Raw genomic sequence first — 21,267 nt, 5'->3', positions numbered from 1 at the left:
CGGAGCTCGAATGCACTGGCACCCCCGCAAGCTCCACGACACCTACGGCCCGGAGGCCCGCTTCGCCGTCGAGCGCGAGGCCGAGCTGCCGACCACCGCCTGGGACCGCGAGGTGGCCAGGGCTCTGGAGCTGGGCCTGCCGGGCGCCGACTCCATCGTGGACCGGCGCATCCCCACGTTCTCGCGCGGCGAGCTGCCGCACTTCGCCGGCATCAACACCTTCCTCAAGGCGCCGTACGTCGAAGACGTGCGCATGTGCGGCGACTACGACGTGGCGGTGCTCGGAGCCCCGTTCGACGGTGGCACCACCTACCGCCCCGGCACCCGCTTCGGCCCGCAGGGCATCCGCCGGATCTCCGCCCTGTACGGGCCCTACAGCTTCGAACTGGGCGTGGACCTGCGCGAGTCGATCTCGATGGCGGACCTCGGCGACGTCTTCACCATCCCGGGCAACATCGAGAAGACCTTCGACCAGATCTCCAAGGCCGTCTCCCATGTGTACGCCAGTGGCGCCTTCCCCATCGTCCTGGGCGGCGACCACTCGATCGGCTACCCGACGGTACGCGGCGTCGCCGAGCACCTGTCAGGAAATCTCGGGATCATCCACTTCGACCGGCACGTCGACACCCAGGAGACCGACCTCGACGAGCGCATGCACACGACGCCGTGGTTCCACGCCACCGACCTCCCGAACGTCCCTCCGCAGAACCTCGTCCAGATCGGCATCGGCGGCTGGCAGGCGCCCAGACCCGGCGTGAAGGTCGGGCGCGAGCGCGGCACGACGATCATGACGGTCACCGACTGCGTCGAGATGGGCATCGAGGCCGCCGCCGCGCGGGCGCTGGAGGTGGCCTGGCGCGACGCCGAGGCGGTGTGGTTGTCGTTCGACGTGGACTGCCTGGACGCCGCGTTCGTGCCCGGCACGGGGTGGCCGGAGCCGGGCGGGTTCCTGCCGCGCGAGGTGCTCAAGTTCATCCAGATCATCGCCGACGCCGCGCCGCTGGCCGGGATCGAGGTGGTCGAGTGCAGCCCGCCGTACGACAACGCCGACATCACCTCGCTGATCGCCACCCGCGTCATCTGCGACACCCTCGGCTGCCTGGTCCGCTCCGGCCACCTGCCCGCCCAGAGGAAGGAGGCCGCGCCGTGAAACGCCGGCTCCTGCTCGTCGCCCTGCTGACCGCCTGTACGGCCTGCGGCGGCGGCGCCCCGTCCACCCCCACCGCCTCCTCCGGCAAGCCGGTCACCCTCGGCTTCTCCGCCTGGCCCGGCTGGTTCCCCTGGCAGGTCGCCCAGGAGAAGGGCCTGTTCGCCAAGAACGGGGTCGAGGTCGAGCTGAAATACTTCGACAGCTACACCGACAGCCTCACCGCCCTGGCCACCGGGAACATCGACGCCAACAGCCAGACCCTGAACGACACGCTGGCCTCGGTCTCCGGCGGCGCCCAGCAGACGGTCGTGCTGGTGAACGACAACTCCACCGGCAACGACCAGATCATCGCGAAGTCCGGCATCGCGTCCGTGGCCGACCTCAAGGGCAGGACCGTCGCCGCCGAGCAGGGCACCGTGGACCACTACCTGCTGCTGCTCGCCCTGCGCGAGGCGGGTCTCACCCAGGCCGACATCACCTTCAAACCGCTGCCCACGGACGCGGCGGCGGCCGCGTTCAAGGCGGGGCAGGTGGACGCGGCCGGGGTGTTCGCCCCCTTCACCACGACCGCTCTGGAGCTGCCGGGATCCACGGCCATCGCCACCTCCAAGGACTTCCCCGGAGCGATCCCGGATCATCTCGTGGTGTCGAGGGCGTTCGTCGCGTCGCGGCCCGAGGCGGTGCAGGGACTGGTGAAGACCTGGTTCGACACACTGGCCTGGATCGGGGCGAACAAGACCGAGGCCCAGGCGATCATGGCGAAGCGGGCGGGGGTGAGCGAGCGGGCCTACGCCGACTACGACGCCGGGACCACGATCTTCTCGCTGGCCCAGAACCGGGAGGCGTTCAGCACAGGGGCCCTGGAACGGCAGGCCAAGGAGATCGCCGCGTTCCTCACCGAATCGGGGCTCGCGGACACGGCGCCGCCGCTGGACGGGCTCCTCGATCCGCGCTTCGTCCAAGGGGTGTCGTCGTGACGGACCCCGCCAGGCCGAGCCTGGAGATCGCCGGCGGCGCGATGAGCCGCGCCGCCGCCCTGCGGCGGCCGGGGGAGGGTGGCCGGGGGAGCCGGCCGCCGCTGCCCGAGCGAACCCCACGCGAGGCGTCCGGCCGTGGTGGCGGATTGCTGCCGTGGCGCCTGGCCCTGGCCACGCAGGTCGCCGGCGCGCTGAGGCGGGCGGGCGGCCGGCCGTCGCCCGCGCGCTGGAGCGGGCGGGCGTTGCCCGGCCGGACCCGATGGGGCCTGCGGATCCTGGCGGTCGCCGTTCCCCTGGCCCTCTGGGCGGTCGTCAGCTCGATCGGGGTGGTCGACCCCACGTTCCTGCCCTCGCCCGTGGCCGTCGTCCAGGCGTTCGCGGACATGGCGGCCGGCGGCCAGCTCCTGTCCGACGCGGCGGCCAGCCTGGGCAGGGTGGCGGCCGGATTCGGCCTGGCGGTGGCGATCTCGGTGCCGCTGGGGATGGCGATGGGCACGTCCCAGGTCGCCCTGGCGCTCCTGGAACCGGTGATCGGCCTGCTCAGATACCTTCCGGCGTCCGCGTTCATCCCGCTTCTGATCATCTGGCTGGGCCTGGGGGAGCCGTCCAAGATCGCGATCCTGGTCATCGGGGTGGTCTTCTTCAACACGCTCATGACGGCCGACGCCGTCCGCGCCGTGCCGGGCGAGCTGCGCAAGGCCGCCGCCACGCTCGGCGCCACCCCGGGGGAGACGTTGCGCAAGGTCGTGTGGCCGTACGCGCTGCCTGGGATGCTCGACGCGATGCGCGTCAACGCCGCCGCCGCGTGGAACTTCGTGGTCGTCGCCGAGCTCATCGCCGCCGAGTCCGGGCTCGGCTACCGCATCGTCCGCGCCCAGCGCTTCCTGCAGACCGACCGGATCTTCGCCGTGCTCGTCGTGATCGGCCTCATCGGCCTGGCCATAGACGTCGGCCTCCGGCTGGCCCGCGCCCGCGTGGGGAGGTGGGCGCCATGACCCCGGACGCCATGACCCCGGACGGCAGGCCCCCGGACGGCAGGCCCCCGGACGGCAGGCCCCCGGACGGCAGGCCCCCGGACGGCGTGACGCTCGTGTTGCGGGACGTCGTCAAGGAGTACGCGGGACGGAAGGTTCTCGACGGCATCGGCCTGGAGGTGCCGCGTGGCGACTTCCTGTGCATCGTGGGCGCCAGCGGCTCGGGCAAGTCCACGCTGCTCAGCATGATCGCCGGCTTGGAGCCCGTCACCGGCGGCACGATCGAGCTCGACGGCGTCCCGGTGCGCGGCCCCGGCCCGGAGCGCGGGCTGGTCTTCCAGTCGGGAGCCCTGTTCCCGTTCCTCACGGTCGCCGGGAACGTCGGGTTCGGCCTGCGCCTGCTGCCCCTGTCTCCCCCTGAGCGCCGCCGCCGGGTCGAGTGGTACCTCTCGGAAGTGGGCCTGCTGCCGCTGGCGAACTCCTTGCCCAAGGAGTTGTCGGGCGGGCAGCGGCAGCGGGTGGCGATCGCCCGCGCCCTGGCCTGCGAGCCGTCCGTACTGCTGCTGGACGAGCCCTTCGGCGCCCTGGACGTGCAGACCAAAGAGGACATGCAGGTCTTCCTGCACCAGGTCTGGCAGGACACCGGCGCCACGGTCCTCATGGTCACCCACGACGTGGAGGAGGCCGTGCTGCTGGGACGGCGCGTCATCGTCCTGACCTCCGACCCCGGTCGGGTGGCGGCCGAGCTTCCGGTGCCCCTCGCTGACCACCGGCGGCTCGGCCTCAAACGAACCCCGCAGTTCCTCGCCCTCCGCGCCCACGTCGAAGACCTCGTCAGAGGGCGCGCGCGGAGCGGCGCGTGAGAACGCGGGCACCGGACCCGTCCTGTACGCCCCCGGCGGCCACCTCGACCTGGCCCGTCACCACGGCGTCACCCCTCCCGGCCCATGAGCTCCCGTCGGCGGCGCAGCAGGGCCGCGCGCCGGGCATGAGCGCGGACGGTCAGCCCCAGCGACAACACGACGAACGCGGCCCCGGTCACCAGCGCCATCGGCTGGGCGGCGACCGTGGCCACCAGCGCGGTCGTGGCGGCCGACGCGGCCAGGGCGAGCCAGCCGGCGATCACCCGGTCGGTCGCGAACAGCGGCGCCCGGCGCGCGAGCAGCCAGCCCCCGTAGCCCGCCCACGCCAAGCAGAACACCAGGAGCAGGCCGAACGCCAGACGGGTGCGGTCCGGCAGCGGCCCCGGCTCGCTCGACCACAGCGCGGCCACGAACACCGCCCCCGCCGTCCCGGCCACGAGCGCCACCACTCCGCGCACCCGCTTCCCCGGCGCCAGCGCCGGCTCCAGCCGTTCCAGCACCTCCTCGACCGAGCGCCCCGCCTGATCACCCAGGCCCTGGCGCGGCTGATCTCCCGCGTCCTCCCGCGGCTCCCCTTTCGAGCCCTTCATCGGCTCGCCGTCCGGGTCCTCCGGTGGCAGACGACGCTTATCCGTCATGGGTCGGTCCCTTCTCCCTCAGGCGGCGACGGGCTCGGTTGAGCCTGGACTTGACCGTTCCGGCCGGAACCCCGCAGATCTGCGCGCACTCCGCCACCGACAGGTCCTCCAGGTAGTGCAGGACGAGGATCTCCCGCTCGATCACCGGCAGCCCGGCCAGCGCCGTCACCAGCCCCGCCCGGTCCACCACGGCCGCCACCGGATCCTCGGCGACCGGCTCGGGCCGCTCGGCGCGCTCGGCCCTGGCGTACTCCTCGCGCAGCCGGTCCGTCACCGCCCGCCGGGCGATGGTGAACAGCCACGGCGCGAACCGGGCCGGATCACGCAGCCGGGGCAGCCCGCGCACCACGGCCAGCCAGACCTCCTGGGCCACGTCGTCGGCCCGCGACGGGTCCAGCATGCGCCGCACGTACGTCCGCACCGGCTCGTGCCACAGGCGTACCAGCTCGGCCAGCGCCGCGCGCTCGCCCAGCTGGGCGCGCACCACCAGCAGCTCATCGTTCATCCTCAGCCTCCCGTCACCCTGCTCAGTCGGGCGGGAAGGCCGTCGGGTTCACGCCGTCTCGACGATCAGGCAGGCACGCTCGCGGGTGCGGTCGGCGGCGAACCAGGCGCGCTCCGCCGCGAACCACTCGCGCCACCGCGGCTCCAGCGCGGCCCCGTCCCGCTCCAGGACGCGCGCGAGGCGCACCGCCTCGGGGGCCTCCACCCAGACGGTGTACGCCAGCAGGTCCGCGATCGACACCCGCGCCGTGCCCACGCCCTCGATCACGAGCACCGGCGCGACGGGAACCTCGACCCGCTCCTTGTACGCCCCGCGCACCCAGTCGTACCTGCGGAAACCTCCCGGCAGGCCGCGCCGGAGCGGCTGCAGCACCTGCGACTCCAGCGCGTGGAACCAGCCCTGCGGCCCTTCGTCCCACGGCACCGGGAAGTCGTCGCTGTGAATCACCTGGCAGTCCAGCTCCGCCGCCAGCCCCATCGCGTACGTCGTCTTGCCCGCCCCGGCCGGTCCGTCCACGGCCACCAGCCGGACCGGCCCGCAGGAGGGCGGGAGCCGGCGGATGTGCGCAACGGGCGAAACCACCGACCCAGGGTAGATGACCGGAGACGGACGCCTGAGAGAATGTTCTTTCACCCGGACGCAAGTAGGAGGTTGATCTTGCTCGGACCCCTCGCGGACATCGTCGTGCTCGACCTGTCCAGGGCCCTGGCCGGGCCACACGCCGCGCAGATGCTCGGCGATCTGGGCGCTCGGGTGATCAAGGTGGAGCATCCGGACGGAGGCGACGAGTCGCGCGGCTGGGGACCGCCGTTCGTCGGGCCGGATCACGATATTTCCACCTATTTTCTGGCGGCCAATCGCAACAAGCAGTCCATCGCCGTCGATCTCAAATCGGCCGAGGGCAAGCTGCTCATCGAGCGCCTCGTCCGCCAGAGCGACGTCCTCGTCGAGAACTTCCGTACCGGCGTCCTCGACCGCCTCGGCTTCTCCGTCGAGCGCCTCCACGAGCTCAACCCGCGCCTGGTCGTCCTGTCGATCACCGGCTTCGGCCACGACGGCCCCGAAGGCGGGCGGCCGGGCTACGACCAGATCGCCCAGGGGGAAGGCGGCCTGATGTCGCTGACCGGCCCCTCGGCCGAGGAGCCCTACCGGGTCGGCGCCTCCATCGCCGACCTGCTCGCCGGCATCCACGGCGCTTACGGCGTGGCCGGCGCCCTCTATGAGCGCGAGCGCACGGGCAAGGGCCGGGTGGTCCGCACGTCGCTGCTGGCCGCCGTCACCGGCGTGCACTCCTACCACGGCACCGCCTGGACGGTCGGCGGCAAGGTGCCCGGCGCGGGCGGCAACCACCACGCCTCCATCGCCCCCTACGGCGCCTTCCGCTGCGCCGACGGCATGCTGCAGATCGCCGCGGCCAACGACGGGCAGTGGAAGAAGGTCGCCGCACTGCTCGACATTGACTTTAATGAGGCGAAATATGCGACAAATAGGGAAAGGTTTGCGCACCGGGATGAGCTGATCGCCGGCATGGAGAAGGCCCTGGCCGCCCACGACCGCGCCTTCTGGCTGGCCAGGCTGGGGGAGGCGGGCGTGCCCGCGGGCGCCATCAGGTCGCTCGACGAGGTCTACGGCTGGGCGCAGACCCGGTCGCAGGGCCTGGTGGTCGAGGTGGCGCACCCCGTGCTCGGCACGATCGAGCTGCCGGGGCCGCCGCTGCGCTTCGACGGGCTGGAGGGAGCGGAGCACACCGCGCCGCCCGCCCTCGGCCAGGACGGCGACGCCGTGCTCGCCTGGCTGGAAGAACGCGAGCGATGATCCATCATTCGTGGCACCGAGCGACGGGGTTCGTGCGTCAACATTGCAACGCAGGCTGACATCAAGGGAGCGATAGTGAGCCGTCCGGACGCGCGCACACTGATGGAAACGGTCCTCGACAAGGGATCGTGGAAGTCGTGGGACGCTCCGCCCGCCGATCCGGCGGAGCCCGGCTCCTCCTACGCCGACGAGCTGGCCGCGGCCCGCGTCAAGTCCGGCTACGACGAGGCGGTCATCACCGGCGAAGGGCTGCTCGGCGGACGCCGGGTGGCCATCGCGGCCTGCGAGTTCTCGTTCATGGCGGGGTCGATCGGGATGGCGGCGGCCGAGCGGATCACGGCCGCGGTGGAGCGGGCCACCCGCGAGCGGCTGCCGCTGCTCGCCGCGCCCGCCTCGGGCGGCACCCGCATGCAGGAGGGCGCGCTCGCGTTCGTCCAGCTCGTGAAGATCACCGTCGCGATCCAGGCCCACCGGGCGGCCGGCCTGCCCTACCTGGTCTACCTGCGCCATCCGACCACGGGCGGGGTGCTCGCGTCGTGGGGGTCGCTCGGGCAGGTCACCGCGGCCGAGCCGGGGGCGCTGATCGGGTTCCTGGGGCCGCGCGTGTTCGAGTCCCTGCACGGCTATTCGTTCCCCGAAGGCGTCCAGGTCGCCGAGAACCTCCACCGCAACGGCCTGGTCGACGCGGTGGTGGCGGCCGAGGAGGCGCGCGAGGTCGCGATCAGGGCGCTGACCGTGCTCGCCGCCGACCGCTCCGGCATCGTGGCCGGTCCGGCCCCCGAGGAGGACCTGCGGCCCGTGGAGGCGTGGGAGGCGATCACCCGCTCACGCCGCGACGACCGGCCGGGCCTGCGTACGCTGCTCAAGCTCGCCGCCACCGACGTGACCCCGCTCAGCGGCACCGGGACCGGCGAGAAGGAGCCGGGGCTGGTGTTGGCGCTGGCCAGGTTCGGCACCGCGCCGGCCGTGGTGCTCGGCCAGGACCGGCGGCTCCAGCGCGCCAACTCGCCGCTCGGCCCCGCCGGGCTCAGGGTGGCCAGGCGCGGCATGCGGCTGGCCGCCGAGCTGGGCCTGCCGCTCGTCACCGTGATCGACACGGCGGGGGCGGACCTGTCGAAGGGGGCTGAGGAGGGCGGGCTGGCCGCCGAGATCGCCCGCTGCCTGGCCGAGCTGGTCATGCTCGACGCGCCCACCGTCTGCGTGCTGCTCGGTGAGGGCGCGGGCGGCGCCGCGCTGGCGCTGCTGCCCGCCGACCGCGTGTTGTGCGCCCAGCACGCCTGGTTGTCGCCGCTGCCGCCGGAGGGCGCCTCGGCCATCCTCTACCGGTCGGTCGACTTCGCGCCCGAGATCGCCCAGGCCCAGCACATCCGCGCCACCGACCTGCGCCGCGACGGCGTCGTCGACCGGGTCATCCCCGAGTTCCCCGACGCCGCCTACGAGCCCAGGCAGTTCTGCGAGCGGGTGGGGCGGGCACTGGAGTACGAGATCGCCAACCTGATGCGGGTGGACCCGGCCGACCGTGCCGCGGCCCGCCTGTCCCGCTACCGCAACCTGGGAGCCTCCGGCGCCTGAGCCACCACCTCGGGTCCGACCGGGCCTTCGGTGGCCGCCGCGCCGGTGGTCTGCTCGGAGGTTTCGGTGGCCGCCAGGTCGGTGGTCTGCTCGGAGGTGCCGGTGGCCGCCGCGCCGGTGGTCTGCTCGGAGGTTTCGGTGGCCGCCAGGTCGGTGACCCGTCCGGAGGTGCCGGTGGCCGCCAGGGCGGCGGCGAACAGGATGAGCTGGTTGAGCACCTTGAGGAACAGGAGCATGCCGGCGGCGCCCGCGACGACCTGGTAGGCGGGGTTGGCCACGGTCAGGTTGACGTACGCCTGACCCAGGGTCTTGAGAATTTCCAGGCCGAACGTGATCACGAGCGCGGGACCGAGCACCCGGCGCAGCGGCAGCCGCAACCGGGGCGGCGCGCTCAGCAGCGCCATGGCCAGCAGGGTGTTGACGCCCAGCCCGAGCACGAACACGGCCGCGCCGAGCACCCATTGGGCGGGCACGCCGTCCGGGCCCACGGTCAGCACGAGCAACCAGATCAGCAGCCGCTCGGCGGCGAAGGCGACGGCGAGCGACAGCGCGAGCAGCAGTCCGAGGCCGAAGACCACGCCCAGATCGATGAGCTGGCGCAGGAAGAAGTTGCCCGGATACTCCTCCAGCCGCCAGATCGCCCGGCTGGCCGACCGCATCGTGTCCATCCAGAACAGGCCCGTGAGCGGCAGCGCGACGAACGCCACCACGCCGGCCGTGCCCCGGGCGTCCCGCAACGCCTCGACGTCCAGGCGCGGGAAGTTCTCGCTCAGATAGTGCTGCACCGTGGCGATGACCGTCGGGTCGTCCAGCACGCGGCCGAGGATCGCGAAGGCCAGCAGGCCCAGCGCGAAGGTGGCGAAGAAGGCGTAGTAGGTGAGGGAAGCCGATAACCGGCCGCCGTCGGCTTGGTCGTAGCGCACCACGGCGCGCACCAGATGGTCCAGCCAGCCGCATCGGCTGCGGGCTCGCCGCCAGCCGGTGGCCAGGCCCTTGGCCGACCGCTGAATCGCTGCGGTGCCGTTCATGATGAGAGCTCTGCCCTTTCCCGGCGCTCGCATGGGTGCTGAGGGAAGATCGTCGCCCGGGCACGGGAACGGGCCCCCCTCCGCCACCACGCGATCATGAGCGGTTCAGTGGCGCGGCCTGCCCAGGGTGACGAGCAGGTCCTCGTGCAACTGGAACCACACGGCGTGGTAGGACTCGGTGGTGTCCGCCAGGTGATCCAGCTCGCCGGCCCTGGCACGCGTGAGCGCGCCGGTGAGCCGGACCCGATAACGGCCGAACCGCGAGATCAGCGCCGACAACTCCCCGCAGACGGCGTCGGCGCGCCCGTCGAAGTCGATGAACAGGTCGAGGACCCGGGAGTCGTAGGCGGGATCGCTGTGGTCGTTGAGCGCCGCGACGCCGTCGGTGGAGCGCATCTGCCAGGCCGTGCACAGGTCGAGCAGCTCCGGGTTGAGCAGCAGGAAGTCGTCGAACGCCGCCGCCACCGCGCCCCTGGCCCCGGCCGCGTCCAGCTCCTGCGAGATCCGCTCGGCGTCCGCGGCGCGGCCCTCGTCGGTCAGACCCCACCCGCCGAAGTCGCCCGCGACGTGGGTGACCAGGCCGGCCACCCCGAGATCGATGAGCTCGGACTCCGCGTCGGGCTCGGGCAGCCCCGTCGCCTCGGCCACCCGGCCGAGGCCGGCGAACCCGATGCAGCGAAGGGCGTGCAGCACCAGCAGGTCGGTGTCGGTCGGATGAGGAGATTTCGGCACGGCGCCAGGCTACACCGATGATCCGCATGCACGGGGGTGGCGGCTCAGGGGACGGGAACGCGTTCGACCCGGATGGAGAAGACCTCCTCCCGGGGCACCACGACCTCGTAGGCGCCGTGATCGACCATCCAGTAGCCCAGCGCCTCCGCCTTCATCCCGCTGTGCCCGGTGTAGGCGATGTGCAGCCCGTCGTCGTCCTCGTCGAGCACGATGCACGGCTCGCCGCCGAACGCCCCCACCGTGCGGATCAGCACCAGCCACTCCACCTGCGCCCTCGGCACGCTCCGCCGCCAGTAGCCGGCGACGGCCTCGAACCCCTCCACCTCGACCTCGCTGAACAGCACCACCTGATCGTTGTCGGGGCCGAGGGCGGCGGGCAGGGTGTGCTCGCCGAAGCGGGCGACGAAGCCGGAGGCGACCGGCGCGATCTCGTCGCTCATGCGGCGGGCCGCCAGGTCAGCCCGTCGTACGCGGCGAAGGGCCGCTCGCCGTCCTCGCTCACGTGCACGATCTCCGCCCCGGCCGGAATCGGCATCGGCACGGTGTGGAACTGCGGCACCACGTGCTCCGACGAGGTCGTGAACCCGTTGCCGGCGAAGGGTGGCGCGTCGCTCCAGTCACCGCCCATGTGCGGCCCGTACGGGACCGCGTAGGTGTCGACGTCGCGCGCGTGCCAGCGCATCAGGTAGAGCTCGGGCACCTCGGCGAACAGGTCCGACCCGTCGAAGGACAGGTCGAGCCCGTGGTAGAGGGACTCCGGCGTGGTCAACCGCACGCAGTCCTGCACCCGGTAGACGTAGCCCGAGATGACGGTGCGTTTGCCCGAGAGGTAAGGCACGAGCAGACGCGGCGGGACAACCTTCTGCATCTGCGTTCCGCTCACTGTTCTACTTTACGGTCGGTTGACGTCAGAGCACCCGATGTTGGAGGCAGGGGAGGGTGGCTCTGGCCGTCGTGGTCCATTCGTGATCCACCCGCGCCACCTGCACGCCCGGGGCGGTGCCGGCGTCGGCGCGGATCACGCCCAGCGGATCGACCAGCATGCTGCGCCCGACCCCGAACCCGTCGGAGGACTCGGCCGGGTTGGGCGCCTGCCCGACGGCCGCCGTCCACGTCGTGTTCTCCAGCGCGCGCGCCCGGACCAGGGTGACCCAGTGCTCCTCCTTGAGCGGCCCGGAACCCCAGGCGGCGATCACCGCGAACAACTCCGCGCCCCCGTCGACCAGCGCCCTGAACAGCTCGGGGAAGCGCACGTCGTAGCACGTCGCCAGCCCGATCCGGATCCCGGCCAGCTCCACGACCACGGGCTCGGCGCCGGGCGCGACCAGATCCGACTCCTTCGCGCCGAAGGAGTCGAACAGGTGGATCTTCCGGTAAGCCGCCTTCAGCGCGCCCTGCGCGTCGAGGGCCACGGCCGTGTTGCGCACCCGGCCCTCACCGGACTCGAAGACCCCGGCGATCACCGGCAGCCCGTGCTCCCTGGCGGCCTCGGCCAGGCCCGAGACGAACGGCCCGTCCAGGGGCTCGGCCAGGTCGGTGACGCGCCTGCCGTAGCGGGTGAGGGTGGCCTCGGGAAAGATCGCGAGGTCGGCCCCCTCGGCTCTGGCGAGCGCCTCCCTGGCCCTCTTGAGGTTCGTCGACGGGTCAGGGGAGACCGGGATCTGGCAGAGGGCGATTGTGGTCACGGCCCGACTCTAACCGGTTGGGCACCAGTCGAAACCAGGTCAGGCAGCGCCAGGTCCACTCCAGCGGGCCGTACCTGTATCTCGCCAGCCACCAACGGCTGAGCAGGAGCTGCGCGCTCAGCGTCACCACCGTCAGCGCCACCACCGACCATCGGGTGCGGTCGGCGTTGAGCAGCGGCGTGGCCGCGACGATCACCGCGGTGCCGGTGACGTAGTTGGTCAGCGCCATCCGGCCCAGCGGCTCCAGCACCGCCGACGACCAGGGCCGCAGGACGAGCAGCAGGCCCAGTGAGTACGCCGCCGCGCCCGCCAGGGCGGCCACGCTGTAGACGACCCACTCGTTCGTCATCACCCACGCGCCGGTCAGCAGCAAGGTGGCCAGGGCCGTGACCGCGAAGGCCGGCACCAGCAGCCGCCTGGACGGACGCAGCTGCCACAACCCCATGCCGACCAGGAACACCCCGGGAATGAGCAACACGCCGCCGCCGGCCAGGACTCCCCACGTGACCACCACGAGCCCCAGCAGCAGCACCGGCAGGCCGGCGGCCAGGAACGAGGCGGGCAGCAGCACCAGCACGCCGTAGAAGGCGTAGTCGGTCAGCACCTCGCCCTCGTAGAAGGTGTGCTGGAGGTAGCCGAAGCAGAACAGCCAGAACAGCCTGCTCAGCAGCGCCCACCGGCTGTTGCCGCGCAGGAACAGCATGAAGCTGATCCCGAACAGCAGCGAGAAGACGGGGTAGAACCGGCTCTGGACCAGCGCCTCGATCGTCCAGTCGAGCGCCGTCCGCGGCTCGTGGACGGTGTGCTGCCAGGTGTTGACCAGCATGATGCCGCCCACCGCGAAGCCGCGGAGGGCATCGAGCTCACGGATGCGCGTCATAGGAACCAGGTGAACCACCATACGAGGAAACCGGCGCTGATGGCGGTCGCCGCCATCAGCGGCCAGCGGCGGTGGCGGAGCAGGGCCGCGGCGGTCAGCACGGCCGAGCCGCCCGCGATCCAGGTGTAGGCGTCGATCAGGTCGGGGACGCCGACGGCCAGGGCGGTCCCGTTCCGGCCGGCCAGGGTGAGGACGGACTGGACGATGAGCCCGCCGAACGCCACGCCCGACAGGCCGCCGAAGGCCACCAGGCCCCGGCCCTTCAGCGCGCCCGTGAGGAGCTGGATCAGGGACGCCAGCACGAACAGCACGAAGGGCACGGCCAGCCAGGGGGACCGGGAGATCTGGTACGGCGCCCCGGTCACGTGCAGACCGCCCGTCCGCGCACCGGCGCCGTCGAGACAGGGGGCGGCCGGTTGGGCGGCCGGTGAGGCGGTCGGTGGGGCGGCCGGGTCGCCGACGAACGCGACGATCTTGCCCCGGGCGCAGGCGCTGGTCGGGAAGACGGCGTGGGAGGCGCCGGCGAACTCCTCGAAGCGGCCGGCCGGCAGGGCCTCGGCGGCCGGCCTGCTGGTCCTGGGCGGGGTGGTGGGGTCGTACTGGCCGCCCAGGACGTAGACGGGGGCCTTGGTGGTGGCGTTGACGGGCTGGGACTTGGGCAGTTGCCAGGCAGTACAGACCGCCTTATCCGCATTTATGGTGAATGACTTGGAAGTGGAGGTGTTGAACGGGACCTCGTCCTGGCACTGCACCGCGTGATACGACCCGGACGCGTGCGTCATCAGCCCCTCGCCCGCCGCGTCGGCCAGCGGGCGCAACAACTCGTCGTGCCCGTCCGCCAGCGCGGCGACCATCGCCGGCGCCACCTCGGCCACCTCCGCCTCGCGCAGCGCCTCCGCCATGAGCGCGGCCACGTCGTCGCCGCTCAGCCACGCCGTGAACGCCCTGCCGAGCAGCGGATCGGTCGCCGGCACCCGCGCGGGCGTCCTGTTGAGCCTGGCCGTCATGGCGGCGAACGCGTCCCGCACCCCCAGCCGCGCCATCGTGTCGGACAGGTTCCGTCCGGCGTCGTCGTACCAGGCGACCCCCTCCGGCAGGAACGAGTCGAGCACCACCGAGCGCACGCCCTGCGGGTCGGCCGCGGCCGCGGCCAGCATGACCCTGGTCGTGTGGCTGACGCCGAACAGGTTCCAGGAGGGGTAGCCGAGCTGCTGCCGTAACGCGACCACGTCGGCCGCGATCTCCTTTGTCCGGTAGCCCCGCAGGTCGACGCCCTGCTCGCGGAGCCGGTCACGGCACCTGACCGCGGCGGCGGCGACGTCGGCGGGCGGGCGGCGCACCTGCCCGAGCAGCGCCCCGGCCGTCTCGGGACAGCCCAGGGCCGGCCTGGACCAGCCGCTGCCGCGCTGCTCTACCGTCACCACGTCGCGATCGGGGAACATCTCGCTCAGAAGTCCCGTGAGCTGGAGCGACGACGACGCGGGCCCGCCGCCCATGTAGACGATCGGGTCGGGTTTGCGGTCCTTCGCGGCCGAGGTGCGGACCGCGTAGGCGACCTCGATCCGCCGCTCCGGCGCGTCCCTACGCTCGGGAACCACGAGGAAGCCGCAGGAGGTGCGGGGCGGCATGGCGACCGGGCAGGCGGGAGGTCCGGCGTCGGCCGAGGTCACGACGGGGGGAGCGGTCAGGGCGAGAGCGAGCACGACCCGAGTGATCACCAGACGAACACTAATAGTCTGGGACCGTGACCGAACCACTTGTAAGCAGGATGCGCGCCTTCGGCACGACCATTTTCGCCGAGATGAGCGCGCTGGCCGTACAGACCGGGGCGATCAATCTGGGTCAGGGCTTCCCCGACACCGACGGGCCCGCGGCGATGCTCGACCGCGCGGTCCAGGCGATCGGCGCGGGCGCCAACCAGTATCCGCCGGGCCCCGGGCTCCTGGAGCTGCGCCGGGCGGTCTCCGACCACCACGCGGCCCACTACGGGCTGGACTACGACCCGGCGAACGAGATCCTGGTCACGGTGGGCGCCACGGAGGCCATCGCGGCGAGCGTGCTGGCGCTGTGCGAGCCGGGCGACGAGGTGATCGCGTTCGAGCCCTACTACGACTCCTACGCCGCCTCGATCGCGCTGGCCGGAGCCCGGCTCGTCGCCGTCACGATGCGGCCGGTCGAGGGCCGCTTCACCTTCGACCCCGACGAGCTGCGCGCCGCCGTCACCCCGCGGACCAAGGCCATCCTGGTCAACTCGCCGCACAACCCGACGGGCACGGTGTTCACCCGCGCGGAGCTGACCGTCATCGCGGAGTTGTGCCGGGAGCGCGAGCTGATCGCGATCACCGACGAGGTGTACGAGCACCTGACGTTCGACGGGGTCGAGCACATCCCGCTGGCCACGCTGCACGGCATGCGCGAGCGCACCGTCATGATCTCCTCCGCCGGCAAGACGTTCTCGGTGACCGGGTGGAAGACCGGCTGGGTGTGCGCGCCGCCCCCGCTGCTGTTGGCGGTGCAGACGGTCAAGCAGTTCCTCACGTTCACGGCGAGCGCGCCCTGGCAGCTCGCGGTGGCCTTCGGGCTCCGGCACGAGCTGGAGTGGGTGGCGGCGCTGCGGTCCGGGCTGCAGGACAAGCGCGACCGGCTCATGGAGGGGCTGGCGGCGGCCGGGTTCGCCGTGTTGCGGCCGGCGGGGACGTACTTCGTGCAGACCGACATCCGGCCGCTGGGCTTCGAGGACGGTCTTGAGCTCACCCGCCGCCTGCCCGAGCTGGCCGGGGTGGTCGCCATCCCCACGCAGGTCTTCTACGACCATCCCGAGCGGGGGCGGCACTTCGTGCGGTTCGCGTTCTGCAAGAAGGACGAGGTCATCGACGAGGCGGTGACCCGGCTGAAGCGCCTGTCGGCCTGACGCGCCGGGCGCCCGTGGCGGCGAGCGCCGTCGCGGACGGCGCCGGCCACCGCCGGCGCGTCACGGTGTCCGGCCGTCGCGAGCGCGTCACGGCCCGGTCATCGCGGACGCGTCACGTGGCGGGTTCGTCCAGCGGGGTCAGCGCCTCCGTGGCGGCCTCGTGCTCCATCCCGGTCGCCTCCAGCAGATCGACCACCACCGAACGGAGCTGCGCGATGATCACGTGCGCCGAGAACCCGAGCCCGTCGGGCCGTTCCCGCGCCGCCACCGCCAGCAGCGCCTGCCGCGCCAGCGTCGGCTCGCGCCCGGCTCCCAGCTCCAGTTGCAGCAGCAGCGCCGCCTCCGACACCTCCCGCATCGCCTCGGCCAGCGCGGCCGGTGGGGGACTGGCCTCGCCGAGCGCCGCCAGCGTCCGCCTGGCCAGCACCCGGGCGTTGCGGAGCGCCAGGTCCACGGGAACGGCGGCGGTCTCGTAGCGGGCCAGCCGGGCCCGCCGGTGCCAGTGCAGCGGTGAGATCATGATGATCTCCTTGCTGGTCTCCAGCGCCATCCCGAACTCCTCCACCGCCGCCTGCGTGTCGCGCGCCTCCTCCAGCGCGTCGGCGGCCAGCTCCACGTCCCGCTTCTCGATCGCCTCGGCCGCCCGCTCCATCACCGTGGACAGCGCGTCGAGCACCCCGGACAGATGTTTGGCCGCGATCGTGAACGGGCTCGCGGGCAGCAGCGCCACCGCCGCGATCCCGACGATGCCGCCGGTGAGCGCGTCGGCCATCCGGTCCAGCCCGCCGACCCCCTCGCCGGGCACCAGCGTGGCCACCAGCACGGCGGACGACCCGGCCTGCGCCACGAAGAGCGCGCCGCTGTTCAGCAGCACCGCCACGGCCATCGCCAGGCCGACCACCAGCGCGAGCTGCCAGGCGCCCGAGCCGATCTGGGACACCAGCAGGTCGCCGATGCCGACTCCGAGGCTGACGCCCACCACCAGCTCCGCCACCCGGCGCAGCCGCTGACCGAGCCCGACGCCCACGCAGATCAGCACGGAGATCGGGGCGAAGAAGGGGCGGGGGTGGCCGAGCAGTTCGACGGCGACGAACCAGGCCAGCGCGGCTCCGACCGCGCACTGCGCGATGGAGGGCGCCATCAGGCCGAACGTGCCCAGCCGTTCCTTCACATGATCGCCGAGCCTCGTTCGCACCTCTCCACCTTGGCGGATCTATATGACGTTACGGTCACATTTGCCCCGGCAAGGACGTTTTCGTCCCGGCCAAGTTTCCGCTCTCCCGCACGTCAGGGCCGCTGGATCGCCTCCGCCGGTCAGGCGTCCAGGAAGGAGTCGACGGCCCGCAGAAACGCGGCGCGCGCGTTGACGTGGACCAGGTGCCCCACCTCGATCACCACGTACGCGGCCCCCGGGATGCGCGCCGCCAGCCCCTCGGAGTCGAACGGGCTCAGCCGGCCGCCCCCGATCACCAGCGTCGGCGCGGTGATCTTCGCCAGCTCGTCCACCCAGGCGGGATCGGGATGCAGGAGCTGCCGCTCGGTGTCGTGCATCATCCGCCAGTCGAACCCGGTGGAGTCGTCCTCCACGAGCGGCGCCCGCCCTTCGAGCGGGACCGGCGGCGCCGGATCCTCCAGGACGAGCCGCTCGACCCGATCCGGACGGCTCATGGCCAGGTGGTAGCCCACCGCGCCGCCGAGCGAGTGGCCGATCAGCGTGGCCCGGCCGATGCCGAGCCGATCGAGCAACCCGGCGACGTCCTCGGCCATGGCGGGCAGCGGGTACGCGCCCGTGTGGTCGCTGCCCCCGTGGCCGCGCAGGTCGAGGGCGAAGACGTGGTAGCGGTCGGCGAAGTGCTGGGTGACGCCGTTCCAGTCGTTGTGGTTCGCGGTGCGACCGTGGATCAGCACGAGCGGCGGAGCCGTGGGGTCGCCTTCCTCGCGGTATACGAGCTTGATCCCGTTAACGTGCGCTTCGCGAATCACATCCGGCACCCTACCGCCACGACGACGCTCGGCTCGCGTCCCCGGCCGTTCGCACTGAGCGCACCTTGACATCGTCGGCGGAGTTCATGGGCACACATTGACCATGAACCCCGCTGACCGGCTCGGCTAGCGTCGCCAGGGGGCTAGCGAGGAAGGGATATCCGCATGCCGGACCCGATCGAAGTGCGCAAGGTGCCCATCGAGAGCGTCACCGACGCCTCCGGGTTGTCGCGGCTCATCGCCGACGGGGTGATCGAGGCGCACCGCGTGCTCGCCGTCGTCGGCAAGACCGAGGGCAACGGCGGTGTGAACGACTACACGCGCATCCTGGCCGACCGCGCCTTCCGTGAGGTGCTGGCCGAGCATGGGCATCCGGCCCCGGACACCGTTCCGCTGGTGTGGTCGGGCGGCACCGACGGGGTGCTGAGCCCGCACGCCACCATCTTCGCCACCACGGCCGGCGCGCCCGCCTCCGACGAGCCGCGGTTGTCGGTGGGCGTGGCGATGAGCGAGGTGATCCTGCCCGAGGACATCGGGCGGCCCGCCATGGTGGAGAAGGTCGCCGCCGGGGTGCGCGAGGCGATGAAGACCGCCGGCATCGACGATCCGCGTGACGTCCACTACGTGCAGACCAAGACGCCGCTGCTCACCCTGGCCACCATCACCGACGCCAAGAGCCGCGGCCAGGACACCGCCATCGAGGACACAGGCCCCTCCATGGACCTGTCCAACTCCACCACCGCCCTGGGCGTCGCCGTCGCCCTCGGCGAGATCGAGATGCCGCGCGCCGACCAGATCCACAAGGACCTGTCGCTGTATTCGTCGGTGGCCTCCTGCTCCTCCGGCGTGGAGCTGGATCGGGCGCAGATCGTGCTGGTGGGGAACGTACGCGGCATCGGCGGGCGCTACCGCATCGGCCACAGCGTCATGAAGGACGCCCTGGACGCCGACGGCATCTGGGAGGCCATCAGGGACTCCGGCCTGTCCCTGCCCGGCCGCCCGCACCATTCCGACCTCGGGGACCGGCTGGTGAACGTCTTCATGAAGTGCGAGGCCGACCCGTCGGGGCGGGTGCGCGGCCGGCGCAACATCATGCTGGACGACTCCGACGTGCACTGGCACCGGCAGATCAAGGCCACGGTGGGCGGGGTGGCCGCCGCGGTCACGGGTGATCCCGCGGTGTTCGTCTCGGTGGCCGCCGTCCACCAGGGGCCGTCGGGCGGCGGACCCGTGGCGGCCATCGCCGACCTCGGCTAGCTCGCGAGGGGCCCGGTCGGCTCGGCCGGTTTCAGAGGAGCACGGTCAGGCTCCGGCTAGGTCCAGGGGAGCACGGTCAGCTCGGGCCAGGTGCCGGCCCACCGCTCCGCCTTGGCCTCGTAGACGTGCCGCGGGGCCTGGCGGGGATTGGGCCGGACGACGAGGTCGAAGGCGTCGGCCACGCCGTACGGGGCGTGCAGCCGCCACGCGCCGGAGCCTGTGAGCCGGACGCCGAGGCAGCAGGCCGTGGCGGGGAAGGAGCCGATGGCGTCCTCGGCGCTGACGTAGGGCGGGCAGGGCACGCCGAAGCGCCGCTCGTACCAGAGGTGCACGCGAGCCTCGTTGCGGATCTCCACGGGCACGTCGCCGAACACCTCCCGGCCGGCCCTGATGGCCCTGTCCTCGGCTTCCCACGACAGATCGGTGGAGTCGTAATAGATGAGGTCGTAGTCCTTGATGCCGTGCTCGGGGGCCCGGCCGGTCACGTGGTTCCAGATGGTCTGCGCGACCGCGCCCGCCGCGACCCACCAGCCGGGCAGGTCGAGGGCGCGGGCCTGGCGCAGGACGGCGGTCAGGGCCGGGTTGCCGTCCAGCACGGCGCGCACGGCGGGGAGTTGCTCGTCGAGGGGGAGGCGTCCTATCCGCACCAGACCCATGGTGTCACCGGAAGGGTAGCCGGGCGGCTTTCTCTACCTATATAGAGTTCGAGTCATGCGGAGCGATCCACGGATGACCCTGCCCACGCAAGCGGTCCTCCGCGTGCTCCTGAGCGAGCCCGAGCGTGACCGGTACGGGCTGGAGCTGTGCGGGCTGGCCGGGCTGGCCGGCGGCAGCGTCTATCCCATCCTGGCCAGGCTGGAGCGGATCGGCTGGGTGGAGAGCCGCTGGGAGGACCCGGAGAGGCACGTGGAGCAGGGCCGCCCGCGCCGCCGCTACTACCGCCTCACCACCGACGGTGCCGAGCGGAGCCGCGCCGCCATCGCCGGGGCCTACCGCTCGCGCAGGCGACCCGTTCCCGGCCGGCTGTTCCGCCCCGGGCCGGCGGGCGGCGGATCGTGAGCGGCAGGCGGCGAGTCGTGAGCGGGGAGAGGCGAGTCGTGAGCAGCGAAGGGAACGTCGCGAGCGGCGAGGGGACGGCGGACGGCTCGCTCCGGCCGGTGCTGAACGCCGTCGGCGGCACGCTCACCGGTGCGGAGCTGCGGCTGGTCGAGCGGGCTTACCTGGTGGCCGCCTACTGGCACCGGGGCCGGCGGCGATGCAGCGGCGATCCGTACATCACCCATCCGGTCGCCGTGGCCGCGATCCTGGCCGAGCTGGGCATGGGGCACGACCTGCTCTGCGCGGCCCTGCTGCATGACGTGCTGCACGACGTGCTGCCGGGCACCGGTTGCCCGGAGGCGGAGCTGGTGCGCGAGTTCGGGGAGCCGATCGCCGGCCTGGTGCGTGAGCTGGACCCGCTCGATGATCAGTCGTCACGGCCGCAGGACTGGGTCGCCACCACGGACACCCGCGTGCTGACGATCAGGCTGGCGCACCGGCTGCACAACCAGCGGACGATGCGGTTCCTGGCCGAGGAGAAACAGCGGTCGAAGAGCCGGCAGACGCTGGAGCTGTACGCCCCGGTCGCCGGGATGATCGGGTTACGCCAGATCCAGGAGGAGCTCGAAGGGCTGGCCACCGCCACACTGGCCGGGAGCGTGGCCGGTACGGCCGGAAGCGCGGCCGGAAGCGCGGCCGGGAGTCCGGCCGGGAACGCGGCACGGAGCGACGGCGTCCGGGCGTCCTTCCGCCTCATCGCGGTGGGCGCGATCATGCTTCCCGCCGGGGTCCGCGCCCGCTGGCTGGAGGAATGGCTCGGCGAGCTGCACGAGGCCGCCGGCCGCAAGGCGCGGCTCCGGTTCGCGGCCCAGGTCATCCGGAACATGCCACCCCTGGCGGTGACCCTGCGCTCCCGAGGGAGCGGCTACCAGCCGAGGTGGCTCGCGGGTGCGCGCGTTGCGGGGGCCCGCTGCCTGCGGTGGGTGCTGGCCTCGGACCTGCGGGTCTGGAGCGGGCTCGCGCCGCTGCTCGCCTGGCTGGTGCTGAACACCTCCGGCGGGCTCGGCGACGCGCTGGCCATCCTGATCACCATGCCACCGGTGCTCGCCGCCGGGGTGCACACGCTACGAGCCAGACTCGGCATCAAGGCGGGGCATACGGGCAAGGTGGGGCGCGAGGGCAAGGCTGCGCGCGGGGTCAAGGGCGGGTGCGAAGGCGAGGCGGGGGGCGGGGGCGAGGGCGGGCGCGGGTAGTCTCGG

The 21,267-nt window shown here is 72.5% G+C and carries 23 protein-coding genes; 10 read left to right on the top strand and 13 right to left on the bottom strand.

All coding sequences use genetic code 11. The features are described 5' to 3' along the window. The first annotated feature begins 10 nt into the window (after positions 1-10). The 4 genes from ACWD0F_RS20970 to ACWD0F_RS20955 are packed head-to-tail and all read left to right on the top strand — an operon-like array spanning position 11 to position 3,964. Entirely contained in the window at positions 11-1,150 is a 1,140-nt protein-coding gene (locus tag ACWD0F_RS20970; RefSeq protein ID WP_449877797.1) for an agmatinase family protein, read from the top strand. Further along, positions 1,147-2,127, top strand: a complete 981-nt coding sequence (locus ACWD0F_RS20965) for an ABC transporter substrate-binding protein (RefSeq protein WP_449877796.1) — start codon at positions 1,147-1,149, stop codon at positions 2,125-2,127. Before ACWD0F_RS20970 ends, ACWD0F_RS20965 begins: the two co-directional genes overlap by 4 nt. Next, positions 2,124-3,122, top strand: a complete 999-nt coding sequence (locus ACWD0F_RS20960) for an ABC transporter permease (protein ID WP_449877794.1) — start codon at positions 2,124-2,126, stop codon at positions 3,120-3,122. The genes ACWD0F_RS20965 and ACWD0F_RS20960 overlap by 4 nt, the downstream gene beginning before the upstream one ends. Then, entirely contained in the window at positions 3,119-3,964 is an 846-nt protein-coding gene (locus ACWD0F_RS20955; RefSeq protein ID WP_449877792.1) for an ABC transporter ATP-binding protein, read from the top strand. The genes ACWD0F_RS20960 and ACWD0F_RS20955 overlap by 4 nt, the downstream gene beginning before the upstream one ends. Before the next feature lie 68 nt (positions 3,965-4,032). Here the strand turns inward: ACWD0F_RS20955 and ACWD0F_RS20950 are convergent, their stop codons facing one another. From ACWD0F_RS20950 to ACWD0F_RS20940, 3 genes are read right to left on the bottom strand one after another with little or no spacing between them, the layout of a single operon-like run. Next, positions 4,033-4,602: a hypothetical protein gene (locus ACWD0F_RS20950; RefSeq protein ID WP_449877790.1), complete on the bottom strand. Its 570-nt coding sequence runs from the start codon at positions 4,600-4,602 to the stop codon at positions 4,033-4,035. Beyond that, entirely contained in the window at positions 4,592-5,107 is a 516-nt protein-coding gene (locus tag ACWD0F_RS20945) for an RNA polymerase sigma factor (RefSeq protein ID WP_449877788.1), read from the bottom strand. Before ACWD0F_RS20945 ends, ACWD0F_RS20950 begins: the two co-directional genes overlap by 11 nt. A gap of 48 nt (positions 5,108-5,155) precedes the next feature. After that, a complete protein-coding gene (locus ACWD0F_RS20940) occupies positions 5,156-5,689 on the bottom strand; it encodes a uridine kinase family protein (protein WP_449877786.1) in 534 nt (177 codons plus the stop codon). A gap of 39 nt (positions 5,690-5,728) precedes the next feature. On the opposite strand from ACWD0F_RS20940, the gene ACWD0F_RS20935 reads away from it, so the two are divergent. Together ACWD0F_RS20935 and ACWD0F_RS20930 are read left to right on the top strand one after the other, a co-directional pair. Beyond that, positions 5,729-6,922 (top strand): CaiB/BaiF CoA transferase family protein, encoded by a 1,194-nt coding sequence (locus tag ACWD0F_RS20935; RefSeq protein WP_449877784.1) that lies wholly within the window; start codon positions 5,729-5,731, stop codon positions 6,920-6,922. A gap of 102 nt (positions 6,923-7,024) precedes the next feature. After that, on the top strand, positions 7,025-8,494 hold the full coding sequence (locus ACWD0F_RS20930; RefSeq protein WP_449877834.1) for a carboxyl transferase domain-containing protein: 1,470 nt from the start codon (positions 7,025-7,027) through the stop codon (positions 8,492-8,494). On the opposite strand, the gene ACWD0F_RS20925 is transcribed toward ACWD0F_RS20930, so the two are convergent. The 7 genes from ACWD0F_RS20925 to ACWD0F_RS20895 all read right to left on the bottom strand — a co-directional run bounded on the left by ACWD0F_RS20925 (position 8,464) and on the right by ACWD0F_RS20895 (position 14,537). Then, positions 8,464-9,522 carry a YihY/virulence factor BrkB family protein gene (locus ACWD0F_RS20925; RefSeq protein WP_449877782.1) on the bottom strand — a complete coding sequence of 353 codons (1,059 nt, stop codon included), beginning with the start codon at positions 9,520-9,522 and terminating at the stop codon, positions 8,464-8,466. The two genes, ACWD0F_RS20930 and ACWD0F_RS20925, sit on opposite strands and share 31 nt — an antisense overlap. A 105-nt stretch (positions 9,523-9,627) precedes the next feature. Next, positions 9,628-10,254: a transcriptional regulator gene (locus ACWD0F_RS20920; protein ID WP_449877780.1), complete on the bottom strand. Its 627-nt coding sequence runs from the start codon at positions 10,252-10,254 to the stop codon at positions 9,628-9,630. Positions 10,255-10,298: 44 nt separating this feature from the next. Further along, on the bottom strand, positions 10,299-10,694 hold the full coding sequence (locus ACWD0F_RS20915; RefSeq protein WP_449877778.1) for a hypothetical protein: 396 nt from the start codon (positions 10,692-10,694) through the stop codon (positions 10,299-10,301). Continuing rightward, on the bottom strand, positions 10,691-11,137 hold the full coding sequence (locus tag ACWD0F_RS20910; RefSeq protein ID WP_449877776.1) for a hypothetical protein: 447 nt from the start codon (positions 11,135-11,137) through the stop codon (positions 10,691-10,693). Before ACWD0F_RS20910 ends, ACWD0F_RS20915 begins: the two co-directional genes overlap by 4 nt. A gap of 25 nt (positions 11,138-11,162) precedes the next feature. After that, positions 11,163-11,939: a carbon-nitrogen hydrolase family protein gene (locus ACWD0F_RS20905; RefSeq protein WP_449877774.1), complete on the bottom strand. Its 777-nt coding sequence runs from the start codon at positions 11,937-11,939 to the stop codon at positions 11,163-11,165. Next, complete coding sequence (locus ACWD0F_RS20900) at positions 11,899-12,819, bottom strand: DUF418 domain-containing protein (protein ID WP_449877772.1); 921 nt, start codon at positions 12,817-12,819, stop codon at positions 11,899-11,901. The genes ACWD0F_RS20905 and ACWD0F_RS20900 overlap by 41 nt, the downstream gene beginning before the upstream one ends. Beyond that, complete coding sequence (locus ACWD0F_RS20895) at positions 12,816-14,537, bottom strand: alpha/beta fold hydrolase (protein WP_449877770.1); 1,722 nt, start codon at positions 14,535-14,537, stop codon at positions 12,816-12,818. The genes ACWD0F_RS20900 and ACWD0F_RS20895 overlap by 4 nt, the downstream gene beginning before the upstream one ends. A gap of 26 nt (positions 14,538-14,563) precedes the next feature. Between ACWD0F_RS20895 and ACWD0F_RS20890 the strand changes: the two genes are divergently transcribed. After that, complete coding sequence (locus ACWD0F_RS20890; protein ID WP_449877768.1) at positions 14,564-15,730, top strand: pyridoxal phosphate-dependent aminotransferase; 1,167 nt, start codon at positions 14,564-14,566, stop codon at positions 15,728-15,730. 112 nt (positions 15,731-15,842) lie between these two features. Here ACWD0F_RS20890 and ACWD0F_RS20885 read toward each other — a convergent pair whose 3' ends face one another. Then, positions 15,843-16,925 (bottom strand): FUSC family protein, encoded by a 1,083-nt coding sequence (locus ACWD0F_RS20885; RefSeq protein ID WP_449877766.1) that lies wholly within the window; start codon positions 16,923-16,925, stop codon positions 15,843-15,845. 119 nt (positions 16,926-17,044) lie between these two features. After that, a complete protein-coding gene (locus ACWD0F_RS20880; protein WP_449877764.1) occupies positions 17,045-17,713 on the bottom strand; it encodes an alpha/beta fold hydrolase in 669 nt (222 codons plus the stop codon). Between the two features lie 165 nt (positions 17,714-17,878). On the opposite strand from ACWD0F_RS20880, the gene bar reads away from it, so the two are divergent. Next, positions 17,879-18,970, top strand: a complete 1,092-nt coding sequence (gene bar / locus ACWD0F_RS20875) for a barbiturase (RefSeq protein ID WP_449877762.1) — start codon at positions 17,879-17,881, stop codon at positions 18,968-18,970. A gap of 56 nt (positions 18,971-19,026) precedes the next feature. Here bar and ACWD0F_RS20870 read toward each other — a convergent pair whose 3' ends face one another. Beyond that, on the bottom strand, positions 19,027-19,626 hold the full coding sequence (locus tag ACWD0F_RS20870; protein WP_449877760.1) for a nucleotidyltransferase family protein: 600 nt from the start codon (positions 19,624-19,626) through the stop codon (positions 19,027-19,029). A gap of 55 nt (positions 19,627-19,681) precedes the next feature. Here ACWD0F_RS20870 and ACWD0F_RS20865 point away from each other — a divergent pair, with 55 nt between their 5' ends. After that, positions 19,682-20,029 (top strand): PadR family transcriptional regulator, encoded by a 348-nt coding sequence (locus tag ACWD0F_RS20865; RefSeq protein WP_449877758.1) that lies wholly within the window; start codon positions 19,682-19,684, stop codon positions 20,027-20,029. A 38-nt stretch (positions 20,030-20,067) separates the two neighbouring features. Beyond that, on the top strand, positions 20,068-21,261 hold the full coding sequence (locus ACWD0F_RS20860; protein WP_449877756.1) for an HD domain-containing protein: 1,194 nt from the start codon (positions 20,068-20,070) through the stop codon (positions 21,259-21,261). The last annotated feature ends 6 nt before the right edge of the window (positions 21,262-21,267 follow it).

It is taken from the genome of Nonomuraea sp. NPDC002799 (genome assembly GCF_053592075.1).
The sequence above is the reverse complement of the archived record's forward strand: the minus strand, read 5'-3'. Positions and strand labels throughout refer to the sequence as shown.

What these genes read in the sequence shown, in the direction of transcription:
- ACWD0F_RS20900 (WP_449877772.1), bottom strand. Translation starts at nt 12,819, where the DNA reads ATGACGCGCATCCGTGAGCTCGATGCCCTCCGCGGCTTCGCGGTGGGC.
- ACWD0F_RS20915 (WP_449877778.1), bottom strand. Translation starts at nt 10,694, where the DNA reads ATGAGCGACGAGATCGCGCCGGTCGCCTCCGGCTTCGTCGCCCGCTTC.
- ACWD0F_RS20950 (WP_449877790.1), bottom strand. Translation starts at nt 4,602, where the DNA reads ATGACGGATAAGCGTCGTCTGCCACCGGAGGACCCGGACGGCGAGCCG.
- ACWD0F_RS20870 (WP_449877760.1), bottom strand. Translation starts at nt 19,626, where the DNA reads ATGGGTCTGGTGCGGATAGGACGCCTCCCCCTCGACGAGCAACTCCCC.
- ACWD0F_RS20865 (WP_449877758.1), top strand. Translation starts at nt 19,682, where the DNA reads ATGCGGAGCGATCCACGGATGACCCTGCCCACGCAAGCGGTCCTCCGC.
- ACWD0F_RS20935 (WP_449877784.1), top strand. Translation starts at nt 5,729, where the DNA reads ATGTTCTTTCACCCGGACGCAAGTAGGAGGTTGATCTTGCTCGGACCC.
- ACWD0F_RS20930 (WP_449877834.1), top strand. Translation starts at nt 7,025, where the DNA reads ATGGAAACGGTCCTCGACAAGGGATCGTGGAAGTCGTGGGACGCTCCG.
- ACWD0F_RS20945 (WP_449877788.1), bottom strand. Translation starts at nt 5,107, where the DNA reads ATGAACGATGAGCTGCTGGTGGTGCGCGCCCAGCTGGGCGAGCGCGCG.
- bar (WP_449877762.1), top strand. Translation starts at nt 17,879, where the DNA reads ATGCCGGACCCGATCGAAGTGCGCAAGGTGCCCATCGAGAGCGTCACC.
- ACWD0F_RS20925 (WP_449877782.1), bottom strand. Translation starts at nt 9,522, where the DNA reads ATGAACGGCACCGCAGCGATTCAGCGGTCGGCCAAGGGCCTGGCCACC.
- ACWD0F_RS20970 (WP_449877797.1), top strand. Translation starts at nt 11, where the DNA reads ATGCACTGGCACCCCCGCAAGCTCCACGACACCTACGGCCCGGAGGCC.
- ACWD0F_RS20955 (WP_449877792.1), top strand. Translation starts at nt 3,119, where the DNA reads ATGACCCCGGACGCCATGACCCCGGACGGCAGGCCCCCGGACGGCAGG.